Annotated in this window: 14 protein-coding genes; 4 read left to right on the top strand and 10 right to left on the bottom strand. The window is 70.0% G+C overall.

Annotation, left to right across the window (positions count from 1 at the left end; all coding sequences use genetic code 11):
* Window positions 1–113: 113 nt before the first annotated feature.
* The 6 genes from ACGFML_RS05680 to ACGFML_RS05655 form a co-directional block, all read right to left on the bottom strand.
* Window positions 114–1,541 carry an NAD(P)/FAD-dependent oxidoreductase gene (locus tag ACGFML_RS05680; RefSeq protein ID WP_393540254.1) on the bottom strand — a complete coding sequence of 476 codons (1,428 nt, stop codon included), beginning with the start codon at window positions 1,539–1,541 and terminating at the stop codon, window positions 114–116.
* Between the two features lie 5 nt (window positions 1,542–1,546).
* Window positions 1,547–2,395, bottom strand: coding sequence for an ABC transporter permease (locus ACGFML_RS05675; RefSeq protein ID WP_393540251.1), 849 nt, complete (start codon window positions 2,393–2,395; stop codon window positions 1,547–1,549).
* On the bottom strand, window positions 2,395–3,330 hold the full coding sequence (locus ACGFML_RS05670) for an ABC transporter permease (protein ID WP_393540249.1): 936 nt from the start codon (window positions 3,328–3,330) through the stop codon (window positions 2,395–2,397). The genes ACGFML_RS05675 and ACGFML_RS05670 overlap by 1 nt, the downstream gene beginning before the upstream one ends.
* Window positions 3,327–4,490 (bottom strand): ABC transporter ATP-binding protein, encoded by a 1,164-nt coding sequence (locus ACGFML_RS05665; protein ID WP_393540247.1) that lies wholly within the window; start codon window positions 4,488–4,490, stop codon window positions 3,327–3,329. Before ACGFML_RS05665 ends, ACGFML_RS05670 begins: the two co-directional genes overlap by 4 nt.
* 62 nt (window positions 4,491–4,552) lie before the next feature.
* Window positions 4,553–5,800, bottom strand: a complete 1,248-nt coding sequence (locus tag ACGFML_RS05660) for a spermidine/putrescine ABC transporter substrate-binding protein (RefSeq protein ID WP_393540245.1) — start codon at window positions 5,798–5,800, stop codon at window positions 4,553–4,555.
* 98 nt (window positions 5,801–5,898) lie between these two features.
* Window positions 5,899–7,416, bottom strand: a complete 1,518-nt coding sequence (locus ACGFML_RS05655; RefSeq protein WP_393540244.1) for a gamma-aminobutyraldehyde dehydrogenase — start codon at window positions 7,414–7,416, stop codon at window positions 5,899–5,901.
* A gap of 201 nt (window positions 7,417–7,617) precedes the next feature.
* Here ACGFML_RS05655 and ACGFML_RS05650 point away from each other — a divergent pair, with 201 nt between their 5' ends.
* Window positions 7,618–8,241 carry an NADAR family protein gene (locus ACGFML_RS05650; RefSeq protein WP_393540242.1) on the top strand — a complete coding sequence of 208 codons (624 nt, stop codon included), beginning with the start codon at window positions 7,618–7,620 and terminating at the stop codon, window positions 8,239–8,241.
* A 47-nt stretch (window positions 8,242–8,288) separates the two neighbouring features.
* On the opposite strand, the gene ACGFML_RS05645 is transcribed toward ACGFML_RS05650, so the two are convergent.
* Entirely contained in the window at window positions 8,289–8,747 is a 459-nt protein-coding gene (locus tag ACGFML_RS05645; RefSeq protein WP_393540241.1) for a DUF4190 domain-containing protein, read from the bottom strand.
* Window positions 8,748–8,851: 104 nt separating this feature from the next.
* Here ACGFML_RS05645 and ACGFML_RS05640 point away from each other — a divergent pair, with 104 nt between their 5' ends.
* Entirely contained in the window at window positions 8,852–9,874 is a 1,023-nt protein-coding gene (locus ACGFML_RS05640) for an adenosine deaminase (protein WP_393540239.1), read from the top strand.
* A 157-nt stretch (window positions 9,875–10,031) separates the two neighbouring features.
* Here ACGFML_RS05640 and ACGFML_RS05635 read toward each other — a convergent pair whose 3' ends face one another.
* The 3 genes from ACGFML_RS05635 to ACGFML_RS05625 form a co-directional block, all read right to left on the bottom strand.
* Window positions 10,032–10,508, bottom strand: a complete 477-nt coding sequence (locus ACGFML_RS05635; RefSeq protein WP_393540237.1) for a hypothetical protein — start codon at window positions 10,506–10,508, stop codon at window positions 10,032–10,034.
* Between the two features lie 240 nt (window positions 10,509–10,748).
* The gene (locus tag ACGFML_RS05630) at window positions 10,749–11,930 is read right to left on the bottom strand and encodes a PotD/PotF family extracellular solute-binding protein (RefSeq protein WP_393540235.1); all 1,182 of its coding nucleotides are present in this window, start codon (window positions 11,928–11,930) and stop codon (window positions 10,749–10,751) included.
* A gap of 132 nt (window positions 11,931–12,062) precedes the next feature.
* On the bottom strand, window positions 12,063–13,517 hold the full coding sequence (locus ACGFML_RS05625) for a gamma-aminobutyraldehyde dehydrogenase (protein ID WP_393540234.1): 1,455 nt from the start codon (window positions 13,515–13,517) through the stop codon (window positions 12,063–12,065).
* A 177-nt stretch (window positions 13,518–13,694) separates the two neighbouring features.
* On the opposite strand from ACGFML_RS05625, the gene ACGFML_RS05620 reads away from it, so the two are divergent.
* Window positions 13,695–14,168 (top strand): Lrp/AsnC family transcriptional regulator, encoded by a 474-nt coding sequence (locus ACGFML_RS05620; protein ID WP_052860613.1) that lies wholly within the window; start codon window positions 13,695–13,697, stop codon window positions 14,166–14,168.
* A gap of 2 nt (window positions 14,169–14,170) precedes the next feature.
* Complete coding sequence (locus ACGFML_RS05615; protein WP_393540232.1) at window positions 14,171–15,532, top strand: aspartate aminotransferase family protein; 1,362 nt, start codon at window positions 14,171–14,173, stop codon at window positions 15,530–15,532.
* Window positions 15,533–15,564 lie beyond the last annotated feature (32 nt).

Below are 15,564 nucleotides of genomic sequence, written 5' to 3'. Positions count from 1 at the left end.
AGAGGGCGCGGGGTCGGGATCCTTACACGGGTGGCGAGGCGTTCGCGCGGACGGTGACGGCGTTCGCAGCACTCAAGGGGCGTGCGACTCCATGTCACACGCCCCTTGGGGGGTCAGCTGTCGAAGCCGAGTCCCATCTTGTCCATGGCCTTCAGCCACAGGTTGCGGCGCCCGCCGTGGGTGTCGGCGCGGGTCATCGACCACTGGGTGATGCCGATACCGGCCCAGCGCAGCGGCTCGGGCGGGAAGGGCAGCGGCTTGCTGCGGACCATTTCCAGTGCGGTCCGCTCGGTGCGCTCACCGGCGAGCAGGTCGAGCATCACCTCGGCGCCGAAGCGGGTGGCGCCCACGCCGAGGCCCGTGTAGCCGGTCGCGTACGCGACCCGGCCGGCGTGCGCGGTGCCGAAGAACGCGGAGAAGCGGGAGCAGGTGTCGATCGCACCGCCCCAGGCGTGGCTGAACCGCAGGCCCTCCAGCTGCGGGAAGCAGCGGAAGAAATGCCGGGCGAGCTTCTCGTACGTGGCCGGGTGCTGGTCGTACTCGGCGCGGACGCCGCCGCCGTAGCGGTAGACGATGTCGTAGCCGCCCCACAGGATGCGGTTGTCGGCGGTGATGCGGAAGTAGTGGAAGTGGTTGTTGGAGTCCGAGAGGCCCTGGCGGTTCTTCCACCCGATGGCGGCGAGCTGCTCGTCGGAGAGCGGCTCGGTCATCAGGGCGTGGTCGTAGACCGGAACGACGTACGGGCGGACCCGCTTGACCAGCGACGGGAAGGCGTTGGTGCCGAGCGCCACATGCCGGGCGAAGATCCGGCCGTAGGGGGTGCGGACAGCCATGCCCATGCCCTCGGAGGCGAGGGCGGTGGCGCGGGTGCGCTCGTAGATGCGGACGCCGAAGCCGAGGCACGCCTGCTTCAGGCCCCAGGCGAGCCGGGCCGGGTTGAGCATGGCGACGCCGTCGCGGTCCCAGAGGCCGGCGCGGAAGGTCGGGGAGTCGACCTCGGCGCGCAGTTCGTCCTGGTCGAGGAAGCGATGCCGGTCCAGGCCCAGTTCGGCGGCGTCGGCGGCGGCTTCCTTGAGCTCGGCGACCTGGTGCGGCTCGGTGGCGATGTCGATCTCGCCGGTGCGCTCGAAGGAGCAGTCGATGTTGTAGCGGGCGACCGCGTGCTCGATGGCGTCGAGGTTGCGGATGCCCAGCTCCTCGAGCTTGGCGAGTTCACCGGGCCAGCGGGCCAGGCCGTTGCCGAGGCCGTGGGTGAGGGAGGCGGCGCAGAAGCCGCCGTTGCGCCCGGAGGCGGCCCAGCCGACCTCGGCGCCCTCGATCAGGACGACGTCGCGCTGCGGGTCGCGCTCCTTGGCGAGCAGCGCGGTCCACAGTCCCGAGTACCCGCCGCCGACGACCAGCAGATCGCAGGTCTCGTCGCCCACAAGGGCGGGTTCGGCGGCCGGGCGGGCGGGGTCGGTCAGCCAGAACGGGGTCGGCTCGGCGTCGGCGAGCGCGTGAATGGGGTCCGCAGACCCGTACGGCATGGCAGCTCGTGCCATGGATCTCAGCTCCTCTTGCTCCGCTTTCGGCGGTTCCCGGCCATCTGGCCGGCGACTACACACAACACGGCGACCAGGAACATCGCCGTACCGATGACATTGATCTGAACGGGCGTGCCCCGCTGCGCCGATCCCCAGACGAACATGGGAAAGGTCACCGTGGAGCCGGCATTGAAGTTGGTGATGATGAAGTCGTCGAAGGAGAGGGCGAAGGACAGCAGGGCGCCGGCGGCGATGCCGGGGGCGGCGATCGGGAGCGTGACGCGCAGGAAGGTCTGCACCGGCGAGGCGTAGAGGTCCTGGGCGGCCTGCTCCAGGCGCGGGTCCATGCTCATCACGCGGGCCTTGACGGCGGTGACGACGAAGCTCAGGCAGAACATGATGTGCGCGATGAGGATCGTCCAGAAGCCGAACGGGATGCCCATGTTGAGGAACAGGGTCGCCAGCGAGGCGGCCATGACGACCTCGGGCATGGCCATCGGCAGGAAGATCAGGGTGTTGACGGAGGAGCGGGCCCGGAAGCGGTAGCGCGCCAGCGCGAAGGAGATCATCGTGCCGAGGACGGTCGCGCCGATGGTCGCCCAGACGGCGATCTGCAGGCTCAGCCCGAGCGAACCGCACAGGTCGGCGACACCGCACGGATCGCTCCAGGCGTCCGTGGAGAAGTGCTGCCACTGGTAGTTGAAGCGGCCGTTGGGCTTGTTGAAGGAGAACACCATCACGACGACGTTGGGCAGCAGCAGGTAGCCCAGCGTGGCGAGGCCCGCCATCGCGACGATGTTGCGGCGCAGCCAGCGCAGGCCCTTGTGGGGGGTGCGTGGCGCGGTGGCTGCGGTGGTCTCGCGCATGGCCATCAGACCAGGTCCTCCGTCCCCGACTTGCGGATGTAGATGGTGACCATGGCGAGGATGGCCGCCATGAGGATGAAGGAGAGGGCGGCGGCGGTCGGGTAGTCCAGGACCCGCAGGAACTGCGACTGGATGACGTTGCCGATCATCTTCTGGTCGGTGGAGCCCAGCAGTTCGGCGTTGATGTAGTCGCCGGCGGCCGGGATGAAGGTGAGCAGCGTGCCGGCGACGACGCCCGGCATGGACAGCGGGAAGGTCACCCGGCGGAAGGTCGTGGACGGTCGGGCGTAGAGGTCGCCGGCGGCCTCGTGGAGGCGGGGGTCGATGCGCTCCAGCGAGGTGTAGAGCGGCAGCACCATGAACGGCAGGAAGTTGTAGGTCAGTCCGCAGACCACGGCGAGCGGGGTGGCCAGCACCCGGTGCCCCTCGGTGATGCCCAGGGCGCTGGTGGCGTCCAGGATGTGCAGCGAGTTGAGGACTCCGACGACCGGCCCGCCGTCCGCCAGGATCGTCTTCCAGGCCAGCGTGCGGATCAGGAAGCTGGTGAAGAACGGCGCGATGACCAGGATCATCACGACGTTGCGCCAGCGCCCGGCCTTGAAGGCGATCAGGTAGGCGAGCGGGTAGCCCAGTGTCAGGCAGAGCACGGTGGCGACGGCGGCGTAGCCCACGGAGCGGACGAACTGCGGCCAGTACTCGCCGAGTGCGTCCCAGTAGGTGGCGAAGTGCCAGGTGACCTTGAAGCCCTCTTCGAGGGAGCCGGTCTGGACCGACGTCGACGCCTGGTAGACGAGCGGTGCGGCGAAGAAGACGAGCAGCCACAGGATGCCGGGCAGCAGCAGCCAGTAGGGGACCAGCCGCTTGCGGGTGGGGGCCCTGCGGATCTCGGGTGGCTCGGCGGCGGTCTTCTCCGGCGGCGCGGGGGCCGCTGTGGTGCTCATGCGGCCTCCTCGTCGAGGTCCGCTCCGGCGGCGATGTCCTGGGTGGCGTCCAGCCCGAAGGTGTGTGTCGGGTTCCAGTGCACGATCACCTCGGCGCCCGGTATGAGCCGGGTGTCGCGCTCGATGTTCTGCTCGTAGACGGCGAGTTCGCCCAGGCCCGGCGACTCGATGACGTACTGGGTGGAGACGCCGATGAAGCTGGCGTCCTTGATGCGCCCGAGCAGCCGGTTGTGGCCGTCGGCGAGGGAGCCGGCGTCGTCGGCGTGCGCCAGGGCCATTTTCTCCGGGCGGACGCCGGCCAGCACCTTGTCGCCGCTGCGGGCGGTGGTGCTGCACCGGGCGGCGGGCAGCCGCAGCGTGGCGTCGGCGGTCTTGACCACGAGGTCGCTGCCACCGGCCTCGACGACCTCGGCCTCGATGAGGTTGGAGGTGCCCAGGAAGTTGGCGACGAAGGTGGTGTGGGGGTTCTCGTAGAGGTCGGCGGGGGCGCCGAGCTGCTCGACCCGGCCGCCGTTCATCACGGCCACGGTGTCGGCCATCGTCATGGCCTCCTCCTGGTCGTGGGTGACGTGCACGAAGGTGATGCCGACCTCGGTCTGGATCCGCTTGAGCTCCAGCTGCATCTGGCGGCGCAGCTTGAGGTCGAGGGCGCCCAGCGGCTCGTCCAGGAGCAGGACCTGGGGGTGGTTGATCAGGGCGCGGGCGACGGCGACGCGCTGCTGCTGGCCGCCGGAGAGCTGCTGCGGTTTGCGGCGGGCCATCGGGCCGAGCTGGACGAGGTCGAGCATCTCCTCGACCTGCTTCTTGACGGACTTGATGCCGCGGCGGCGCAGTCCGAAGGCGACGTTGTCGTAGACGTCCAGGTGCGGGAAGAGCGCGTAGTTCTGGAAGACGGTGTTGACCTGGCGCTTGTACGGCGGCAGTACGGTGACGTCCTGGCCGGAGAGCTCGACGGTCCCGGTGGTGGGATCCTCCAGCCCGGCGATCATCCGCAGGGTCGTGGTCTTGCCGCAGCCCGAGGCGCCCAGCAGCGCGAAGAAGGAGCCCGCGGGGACGGTGAGGTCGAGCGGGTGGACGGCGGTGAAGGAGCCGTAGGTTTTGCTGATCCCGTGGAGGCGGACGTCACCGCCGCTGCTCTGGGGTGTCGCGGTCTTGGTCATGTCGGTCGTCCCGTGTGTCGTGGGTCAAAGCGGCTCGGACGGGCCTTGCGGCAGCGTGCGGCTCAGGCGCCGGTGAGGTCGGAGAACTTCTGGGCGAACTCCTTGTTCTCCTTGGCGGTCAGGGCCCGGAAGGAATGGGACCGGGCGGCCATCTCCTTGTCCGGCAGGATCAGCGGATTGTCCGCGGCCGCCTTGTCGAGCTTGGCGAGTTCCTCGCGCACGCCGTCCACCGGGCAGGCGTAGTTGATGTAGGCCGCGAGCCGGGCGGCCGCCTTCGGCTCGTAGAAGTAGTCGATGAGCCGTTCGGCGTTCTTCTTGTGGCGGGCCTTGTTGGGCACCATCAGGTTGTCGGTGGACGTCATGTAGCCGGACTTGGGGATCGCGTAGGCGATGTCGGGGTTGTCGTTCTGCAGCTGGACGACGTCCCCGGCCCAGGCGACGCAGGCGGCGAGGTCGCCCTTGTCCAGGTCGTTGGTGTAGTCGTTGCCCGTGAAGCGGCGGATCTGCTTGCTGTCGACGCCCTTCTGGAGCCGGGCGACGGCCGCGTCGTAGTCGTCGGCGGTGACGTCCTCGGGCCGCTTGCCCATGTCCAGCAGGGTCAGGCCGATGCTGTCGCGCATCTCGGAGAGGAAGCCGACCCGTCCCTTGAGGGCGGGGTCCTCCAGCAGCTGGGTGACGGAGTCGACCTTCTTTCCGCCGGTGGCCTTCTTGTTGTACGCGATGATCGCCGGGATGCCCTGCCAGACGTAGGAGTGCGCGCGTCCGGGGTCCCAGGCGGGGTCGCGGTACTGCGCCGAGAGGTTGGCGTAGGCGTGCGGCAGGTTGGCCGTGTCCAGGCTCTGTATCCAGCCCAGGGAGATCATCCGGGCGCACATCCAGTCGGTGAGCACGATCAGATCGCGGCCGGTGTCCTGGCCGTTGGCCAGCTGCGCCTGGATCTTGCCGAAGAACTCGTCGTTGTCGTTGATGTCCTCGGTGTACTTCACGGATATGCCGGTGCGCCGGGTGAACGTCTCCAGCGTCGGCCGGTGCTTGCCGTCGTCGCTGACGTCCATGTACTCGGTCCAGTTGGAGAAGGTGAGCCGCTTCTCCGCCGCCGAGTGGTCGGAGCTGCGGCCGGCGTCCGTACGGCCGGCGGGCGGGATGCCGCAGCCCGACAGCGCCCCCAGGCCGCCCGCCGCGGCCGCCACCGCGCCGCTCGCCCGCAGCAGGGAGCGGCGGGTCATGGCGAGACGGCCATGGGTCAGGCTGCGGCGCATGGCGGCCAGCTCGGCCGTGGAGAGGGGTTCGGGCTGCTCGTGGTGTTCCATGCGCGGTGCCCTTTCAGGGGTGTGCCCGGCGCTCGGCCGGCGGTGACGGTGCCGCGGGGGGTGCCCCGCCGGACACGGCGGGGCACCCAGGGGAGGACCTAGCCGCGGTCCCCGAAGACCGTGCGGTGCCAGTCCTTCCTGGCGACCGCGGTGTTGTCGTACATGACGTGCTTGACCTGCGTGTACTCCTCGAAGGAGTAGGCCGACATGTCCTTGCCGAAGCCGGACGCCTTGGCGCCGCCGTGCGGCATCTCGCTGATGATCGGGATGTGGTCGTTGACCCAGACGCAGCCCGCGTTGATCTCGCGGGTGGCGCGGCCGGTGCGGTAGACGTCCCGGCTCCAGGCGGAGGCGGCCAGCCCGTAGGGGGTGTCGTTGGCCAGTGCGATGCCCTCGTCGTCGCTGTCGAAGGGCAGCACGACGAGCACCGGGCCGAAGATCTCGGACTGCACGATCTCGCTGTCCTGCGCGGCGCCGGCGATCAGCGTGGGCCGGTAGTACGCGCCCTCGGCCAGCTCCCCCTGGGGCGCCTCGCCGCCGGTGACAACGGTGGCGTACGCGCGCGCCCGGTCGACGAAGCCGGCCACCCGGTCGCGCTGGGCGTGCGAGATCAGCGGGCCCAGGTCGGTCGCCGGGTCGAAGGGGTCGCCGAGCCGTACGGTCGCCATCAGGTCGGCGACGCCGCTGACGAACGCGTCGTAGAGCGGGCGCTGGACGTAGGCGCGGGTGGCGGCGGTGCAGTCCTGGCCGGTGTTGATCAGCGACCCGGCGACCGCGCCGTGGACGGCGGCCTCCAGGTCCGCGTCGTCGAACACCACGAACGGCGCCTTGCCGCCGAGTTCGAGGTGGAGCCGCTTGACCGTCCCGGTGGCGATCTCGGCGACGCGCTTGCCGACGCCGGTCGAGCCGGTGAAGGAGGTCATGGCGACGCCCGGGTGGCCCACCAGGCGCTCGCCGGCGTCCCGGCCCGCGCCGGAGACGATGTTGATCACGCCGTCGGGCAGTCCGGCGCGCTGCGCGGCCTGCGCGAACAGCAGCGAGGTGAGCGGCGTGATCTCGGCGGGCTTCAGCACGATGGTGTTGCCCGCGGCGATGGCCGGCAGCACCTTCCAGGCGGCCATCTGGAGCGGGTAGTTCCAGGGCGCGATGGAGCCGACGACACCGATGGGCTCCCGGCGGATCACGGAGGTGTGATCGGCGCTGTATTCGCCGGCCGCCTTGCCCTCCAGATGGCGCGCGGCACCGGCGAAGAACGCGGCATTGTCCACCGAGCCCGGCACGTCGAACTCGTTGCTCAGCTTGATCGGTTTTCCACAGTTCAGCGATTCGGCGAAGGCGAGATCCGCGGCGTCCTCGGCGAGCGCCGCAGCGAAGCGGTGCAGGGCGTCGGATCGCTCGCCCGGGGTGGCGCCGCCCCATTCGGTGAACGCCCGCCCGGCCGCCTCGACGGCCGCGTCCACATCGGCCGTACCTGCGAGTTCGTAGGAGTACACCGGCTTGCCGGTTGCCGGGTCCACCACCGCCTGGGTGCGGCCCGATGTGCCGCTGCGGAGACTGCCCGCGATGAATTGGGCGCCTTCGGCGAATCGCTCGGTGACATCGAAACGGTGATCCATGGTGCTCTCCTCCGCCGGGCGCCGGGGCCGCTCAGCGGCACAGCCAGGCGTAGCTATTTCCGGAATCGATGGCCGATCTTGACAGAGGAATAGGCCCTCAACAAGTGATTCCGTTGTTGCCTTTTGGTTACGCGACGAATTCTGCGTTTTTCGTTGCCGGGCCCCCGACACGTTGTCGGTGCCCGCTGACAGAATCCCGGCATGATGCACGACACCACGAGGACCGACACGCCCGGTACGGCGCGGCAGGCCGCCGACGGCCCTCGCTCGGTCGACGAACTCCGCGCGGTGACCGCCACCGGCAAGCGCGTCAAATACCTCCTTTTCTGGGGCCATCGTCCACAGCGCGACGGCCGCCTCGGGGCGAGCTGTTTCAGCCAGTGGTGGCCCGCCCCCTTCACGGTCGACGGCGTCACCTACGCCACCGCGGAGCACTGGATGATGGCCGGCAAGGCCCGCCTGTTCGGCGACGCGGAAGCGGAGCGGCAGGCGACAGCCGCGTCCCACCCCAAGCAGGCCAAGGACATCGGCCGCCGGGTCCGCGGTTTCGACGACACCGTCTGGCAGCGGCACCGCTTCGACCTCGTGGTCGAGGGCAGCCTGCACAAATTCGGCCAGGACGCCGCGCTGCGCGACTTCCTGCTCGGTACGCGCTCCCGGGTGCTGGTCGAGGCCAGCCCGATGGACCGGATCTGGGGCATCGGCCTGGCCGCCGACGACGAGCGCGCCGAGGCCCCGGACCGGTGGCGGGGGCTGAATCTGCTGGGCTTCGCCCTGATGGAGGCGCGGCAGCGGCTGGCCGGGGAGGGCCGGGCGCAGGCGTAGCGGATGGCGGGGCGGGGGGGAGCCGGCAGCGGCCCGCGCCGTGCGGGTCAGCGCGCGCTCGCGAGGAGGGCGGCCATCAGGGCGCTGATCAGCAGCGCGACCCCGCCCAGGACGATCCCGGCCACGGCCGCCCTGCCGTTCGTCGCCTCGCCCCGGCCCTGCCGGGCCCGGCCGACGGTCCCCAAGGCGATCGCGAGGCCGCCCAGGAGGAAGCCGGGGACGACGCTCACACCGAGCAGCGCGCCGGCGATGCCGACGACCAGGGCGGCGGTGCCGAAGCCGTTGGCGGGCCGGGCGGGCAGCCAGGCCGGGTGCGCGAGCGGGGCCCGGGGCGCGGGATGCCCCGGGCGGCCCGGGGGGCCGCTGCTGTAGGCGGGGTGGGTGAGGTAGTGCGGACGGTTGGCCGAATTGGGCGCGGGGGGTGGCGGCGGGACGGGATACGGCGCCTGCACACCCACCCCGTCCCGTGGTCGCCGCCCGCCGCCCATCGCGCTCTCCTCCCCCACGTCTCCCCGGCCATGTTAGGACCCGCTCCCCGCCCCGCCCCGGCCGTGCATACGATGACCAGGCCGTTCCGCACAGCCGCCGCCCACTCGTCCAGGAGGATCCGTTGTCCGTTCTCGATGCATTCATCGCGGGCCTGCCCAAGGCGGAGCTGCACGTCCACCACGTCGGATCGGCCTCGCCGCGGATCGTGTCGCAACTGGCCGCCCGGCACCCGGACTCCGCCGTCCCCACCGACCCCGAAGCGCTCGTCGACTACTTCACCTTCCGCGACTTCGCGCACTTCATCGAGGTCTACCTCTCCGTCGTGGACCTGATCCGCAACGCCGAGGACGTCCGGCTGCTGACCTACGAGGTCGCCCGGGACATGGCCCGGCAGCAGATCCGCTACGCCGAGCTGACCCTCACGCCGTACAGCTCGACCAGCCGCGGCATCCCCGACGCCGCCTTCGTCGAGGCCATCGAGGACGCCCGCAAGGCCGCGGAGTCCGAGCTGGGCGTGGTGCTGCGCTGGTGCTTCGACATCCCCGGTGAGGCGGGGCTGGAGGCCGCGGCGGAGACCGCCCGGATCGCCTGCGAACTGCAGCCCGAGGGGCTGGTCTCGTTCGGCCTGGGCGGCCCGGAGATCGGCGTGCCGCGCCCGCAGTTCAAGCCGTACTTCGACCGCGCCATCGCGGCCGGCCTGCACTCCGTACCGCACGCCGGCGAGACGACGGGGCCCGGCACCATCTGGGACGCCCTCCGGGACCTCCGCGCCGAGCGCATCGGCCACGGCACCAGCGCCCCCCAGGACCCTGAACTGCTGGCCCATCTCGCGGAGCACCGCATCCCCCTGGAGGTCTGCCCCACCTCCAACATCGCCACCCGCGCGGTGCGCACCCTGGACGAGCACCCGATCAAGGAGATGGTGGACGCGGGCGTCCTGGTCACCGTGAACAGCGACGACCCGCCGATGTTCGGCACGGACCTCAACACCGAATACGGCGTCGCCGCCCGCCTGTTGGGCCTGGACGTCCACGGAGTCGCCGGCCTCGCCAAGAACGCCGTCACGGCCTCCTTCATGGACCAGGGCGCCAAGGACCGGCTGACGGCGGAGATCGACGCGTACACGACCGCGTGGCGCGGCTAGGGCCTGTGTGTCGTTCGGATCCGACCTGATCCAAACGACGGGCCCCAGCCGCATCGCCGGGCGGCGGCGCGCAGGGCCGGACGGTCGGCGCACCCGCGGGGCCGTGCCGCCCGCCGTCGCCCGGCGGTTCCGCCGCGCCGCCGGTCGGCGCGGCGGCTCACGCCACCCGCCACGGCGCCGCGAGCCCGCCGGGAAAGCCCGCGAGGAAGGCCCGCAGGGCTCCGCGCGCGGCCGCACCGTCGACCAGCTCCGCCACGGGGTAGTACGCCCCCTGCCCGCCGCACACCAGCCAAAGCGGCTCCTCCGGCGGGCCGTTCAGCTCGCCGGCCAGGCACCGCGCGCCCAGATCCTTCGCCCGCACCGGACGCACCGGCCCGCCCTCGTCGCCCGTCGCCCGCGCGCGGCACAGCTGGATCAGGGTGCCGTCCTCACGTTCGACGGTCACCAGGAAGACCCCGGGCCCGCCGCTGACCGTCAAAGCGCCGCCGCCCTCCTCCCAGCGCTCGACGGAGAGCTCCGTGCAGACCTCGCCGTCCAGTTCGGCCAGCGCGGCCTCCAGCCGCGCCGCGTCCGGCTCGCGCAGCACCCGCGACCGGCAGATCCCCGCCTCCCAGCGGCTGACCGTGGCCCTCATCCGTCACCCGCCATGCGCCTCATGTGCGGAGCATACGATCGCCGGGGCGGGCCCACCGAGCGGGGATACGGGTCGCGCGTCACCTCCCGGAGGGCGGGCTCCCACCCGCCGCGGAGCCGGCGCCCACCGCGCCCGAGGCGTCGAGCGCGTTCCCCGCACGGCAGTTGGGACACCATCACGCCGGGGCGCACCGGCCCGGCATGCCCCGCTCCCCGCCTCCGCGCCTCGAAGGGGCCGGACTCACAGCCCCACGATCGCGTTCCACTCCTTGGCGAATTCGGTCCGTTCCCCGGAGGTGATGTCGCGGGCGATGGCCAGCCGCTTGCGCATGGCGGCGTCCGGGAAGATCAGCGGGTCCTCGGCGAGTGCGGCACGTTCCTTGTCCTTGGAGGCGGCGAGGACGTCGCGCGCGGCGGGCACGGGGCAGACGTAGTTCACCCAGGCGGCGAGGTCGGCGGCGACCTCCGGCCGGTAGTAGTGGTCGATCAGCCGCTCGGCGTTGCGCTTGTGGTCGGCGAGATTGGGGATCATCAGGCTCTCCGCCCACAGCTCGGCGCCCTCCTGCGGCACGACGAACTCGATGTCCGGGTTGTCCGCCTGGAGCTGGATCACGTCGCCGGAGTAGGCCTGTGCGGCGAGGACGTCCCCGGAGTCGAGGTCCTTGATGTAGTCGTTGCCGGTGAAGCGCCGGATGTGGCCCCGGGAGACCAGGCGGCGTATCCGGTCGATCATCCGGTGGAAGTCGTCGGCGGTCCAGCGGGTGATGTCGACGCCGTCGCCCTGCAGGAGCATGGCGAACGACTCGTCCAGGCCGGACAGCAGGGTGACCCGACCCCGCAGATCGTCCCGCCACAGGTCGGCGGTGTGCTTGATCTCCCGGCCGAGCTTCTTGCGGTTGTAGGCGATGCCGGTGATACCGGACTGCCAGGGGACGGAGTGCTTGCGGCCCGGGTCGAAGTGCGGGGTACGCAGCAGCGGGTCGAGATTCTCGGCGACGTGCGGCTGAGCGGCCCGGTCCATCTCCTGGACCCAGCCCAGCCGGACGAACCGGGCGCACATCCAGTCGCTGATGACGATCAGGTCGCGGCCGGTGCTCTGGTGGTTCATCAGCGCGGGGCTGATCTTCCCGAAGAACTCGTCGTTGTCGTTGATCTCCTCGGTGTAGGTGACGGAGATCCCGGTGCGGCGCCGGAAGGCTTCCAGGGTGGGCCGCCGCTGCTTGTCGTGATCGTCGACATCGATGTACAGCGGCCAGTTGGCGAAGACGACCTTGTGCTCCCGCGCCGAGCGGTCGGCACTCCTGCGGTCCGCCGCCTCGACGTACGCGGGCGGGACCCCGCAGCCGGTGGCGGCGGCCAGGGCCCCCGTCACTCCGATTCCGCCCATACCCCGGAGCAGCCCACGCCGCGAAAGATCAGCCATGGCGAGCACTCTCACGTGCCGCGGGCGGAGGCGGCAAGAGACAGAGCGTCAGTTGCCGGGCCTCCGCCCGCGACGGTGTGTCGAGCGTTCCGTGCCGCTCGACGGTGGGGACCCCCCGGGTCCGCCGGCGGCTCAGCCGTCCAGCGAGGTCATCACGTGCTTGATGCGGGTGTAGTCGTCGAAGCCGTAGGTCGAAAGGTCCTTGCCGTAACCGGACTTCTTGAAGCCGCCGTGCGGCATCTCGGCGACCAGCGGGATGTGGGTGTTGATCCACACGCAGCCGAAGTCGAGGGTCTTGGACATCCGCATGGCGCGGGCGTGGTCCTTGGTCCACACCGAGGACGCGAGCGCGTACTCGACGCCGTTGGCCCACTGGACCGCCTGCTTCTCGTCGGAGAAGGACTGGACGGTGATGACCGGGCCGAAGACCTCCTGCTGGACGATCTCGTCGTCCTGCGTGAGGCCCGAGATGACGGTCGGGGCGAAGAAGTAGCCCTTGTCGCCGACCTGCTCGCCGCCCGCCTCGATCTTGGCGTGCGCGGGCAGCCGCTCGATGAAGCCCTTGACCTGCTTGAGCTGGTTGGCGTTGTTCAGCGGGCCGAAGAGCACGTCCTCGTCGTCGACCGCACCCGTCTTGGTCTCGGAGGCGGCCTTGGCCAGCGCCGCGACGAACTCGTCGTGGATGGACTCCTGGACGAGCACGCGGGTCGCGGCCGTACAGTCCTGGCCGGCGTTGAAGTACCCGGCGACGGAGATGTCCTCGACGGCCTTGGCGATGTCGGTGTCCTCGAAGACGACGACCGGGGCCTTGCCGCCCAGCTCCAGGTGGACCCGCTTGAGGTCCTTGGAGGCGGACTCCGCGACCTGCATACCGGCGCGCACGGAACCGGTGATGGAGGCCATCGCCGGGACCTTGTGCTCGACCATCAGGCGGCCGGTCTCACGGTCGCCGCAGATGACGTTGAAGACGCCGCGGGAGTGCCCCAGCTCGTCCAGCACGCTGCCGATGATGTCGGCGATCAGGACCGTGGAGGCGGGGGTGGTGTCGGACGGCTTGATGACGACGGTGTTGCCCGCGGCGAGCGCCGGGGCGAACTTCCACACGGCCATCATCATCGGGTAGTTCCACGGCGCGACCTGCGCGCAGACGCCGACCGGCTCGCGGCGGATGATGGAGGTGAAGCCCTCCATGTACTCGCCGGCCGAGCGGCCCTCCAGCATCCGGGCGGCACCCGCGAAGAAGCGGATCTGGTCCACCATCGGCGGGATTTCCTCGGAACGTACGAGGCCGATCGGCTTGCCGCAGTTCTCGGACTCGGCGGCGATCAGCTCTTCCGCGCGCTCCTCGAAGCGGTCGGCGATCTTGAGCAGTACCTTCTGGCGCTCGGCCGGGATCAGGTCACGCCAGGCGGGGAAGGCGGCCTCGGCGGCGGCCATGGCCGCGTCCACGTCGGCGGCGGCCGACAGAGGGGCGGTGGCATATGCCTCACCCGTCGCCGGGTTGACCACCTCCGTGGTCCGGCCGTCGGCGGCGTCCCGGAACTCCCCGTCGATGTAATTGCGCAGACGACGCAGTGCGGTGGTCACTGTGCGCCCCCTTCAGTCAGATGTCCGGTGGTTTGGGTCCACCCTAGCCATGAAGCCGACGTTTTCAACACACCCGCCACCCCCTAACAACGAAATCAGTGTAATTTCGATCGCGACACAACTGATTTCATCGGTTTGGGGTTGCGTGACGGACGAGGCTCGTGCACAGTGAGGGACGTGGCCACTCGTGACAGAAACGGCACTCCGTCGATCGACTCCGTCTCCCTGGCGATCATCGAGCAGCTCCAGGAGGACGGGCGCCGTCCGTACGCCGCGATCGGTAAGGCCGTCGGCCTGTCCGAGGCGGCTGTGCGACAGCGCGTACAGAAACTGCTCGACCAAGGCGTGATGCAGATCGTCGCGGTCACCGACCCCCTCACGGTCGGTTTCCGTCGACAGGCAATGGTCGGCATCAACGTCGAGGGTGACCTCGATCCCGTGGCCGACGCTCTGACGACCATGGAAGAAGTCGAGTACGTCGTCATGACCGCAGGCTCCTTCGATCTCCTCATCGAGATCGTCTGCGAGGACGACGACCACCTGCTGGAAATGATCAACAAGCGGATCCGCACGCTTCCCGGCGTTCGGACCACCGAGAGCTTCGTGTACCTCAAGCTCCGGAAGCAGACCTACACCTGGGGAACGAGATAGCAATGAGCGGCGACCTCTCCAAGACGGCATACGACCACCTGTGGATGCACTTCACCCGCATGTCGTCGTACGAGAATGCCCCCGTGCCCACGATCGTGCGCGGCGAGGGCACCAACATCTACGACGACAAGGGCAAGCGCTACATCGACGGCCTCGCCGGCCTCTTTGTGGTCAACGCCGGCCACGGCCGGGTCGAGCTCGCCGAGACCGCCTTCAAGCAGGCGCAGGAGCTGGCCTTCTTCCCTGTGTGGTCCTACGCCCACCCCAAGGCCGTGGAGCTCGCCGAGCGCCTGGCCAACGAGGCCCCCGGTGACCTGAACAAGGTCTTCTTCACCACCGGTGGCGGCGAGGCCGTCGAGACCGCCTGGAAGCTGGCCAAGCAGTACTTCAAGCTCGTCGGCAAGCCGATGAAGCACAAGGTGATTTCCCGCGCGGTGGCCTACCACGGCACCCCGCAGGGCGCCCTGTCGATCACCGGTCTGCCCGGCCTGAAGGCACCCTTCGAGCCGCTGGTCCCCGGCGCGCACAAGGTGCCGAACACCAACATCTACCGCGCCCCGATCCACGGCGACGACCCCGAGGCCTTCGGCCGCTGGGCCGCCGACCAGATCGAGCAGCAGATCCTCTTCGAGGGCCCCGAGACCGTGGCCGCGGTCTTCCTCGAGCCGGTGCAGAACGCCGGTGGCTGCTTCCCGCCGCCGCCCGGCTACTTCCAGCGGGTCCGCGAGATCTGTGACCAGTACGACGTGCTGCTCGTCTCCGACGAGGTCATCTGCGCCTTCGGCCGCCTGGGCACGACCTTCGCCTGCGACAAGTTCGGCTACGTCCCGGACATGATCACCTGCGCCAAGGGCATGACCTCGGGCTACTCCCCGATAGGCGCCTGCATCATCTCCGACCGCCTGTCCGAGCCGTTCTACAAGGGTGACAACACCTTCCTGCACGGCTACACCTTCGGTGGCCACCCGGTCTCCGCGGCCGTCGGTGTCGCCAACCTCGACATCTTCGAGCGCGAGGGTCTCAACAAGCACGTCCTCGAGAACGAGGGCGCCTTCAAGAGCACCCTGGAGAAGCTGCACGACCTGCCGATCGTCGGCGACGTCCGCGGCAACGGCTTCTTCTACGGCATCGAGCTCGTCAAGGACAAGGTCACCAAGGAGTCCTTCAACGACGAGGAGACCGAGCGCGTTCTGTACGGCTTCCTCTCCAAGGCGCTGTACGACGCCGGCCTCTACTGCCGCGCCGACGACCGTGGCGACCCGGTCATCCAGCTCGCCCCGCCGCTGATCGCCGACCAGACGGTCTTCGACGAGATCGAGCAGATCCTGCGCGGCGTCCTCACCGAGGCCTGGACCAAGCTCTGATCACCACGTCCGGACCACGCCTTGATCACCGC

It is taken from the genome of Streptomyces sp. NPDC048650 (assembly GCF_043199095.1).
Classification (GTDB): Bacteria; Actinomycetota; Actinomycetes; order Streptomycetales; family Streptomycetaceae; genus Streptomyces.
The sequence above is the reverse complement of the archived record's forward strand: the minus strand, read 5'-3'. Positions and strand labels throughout refer to the sequence as shown.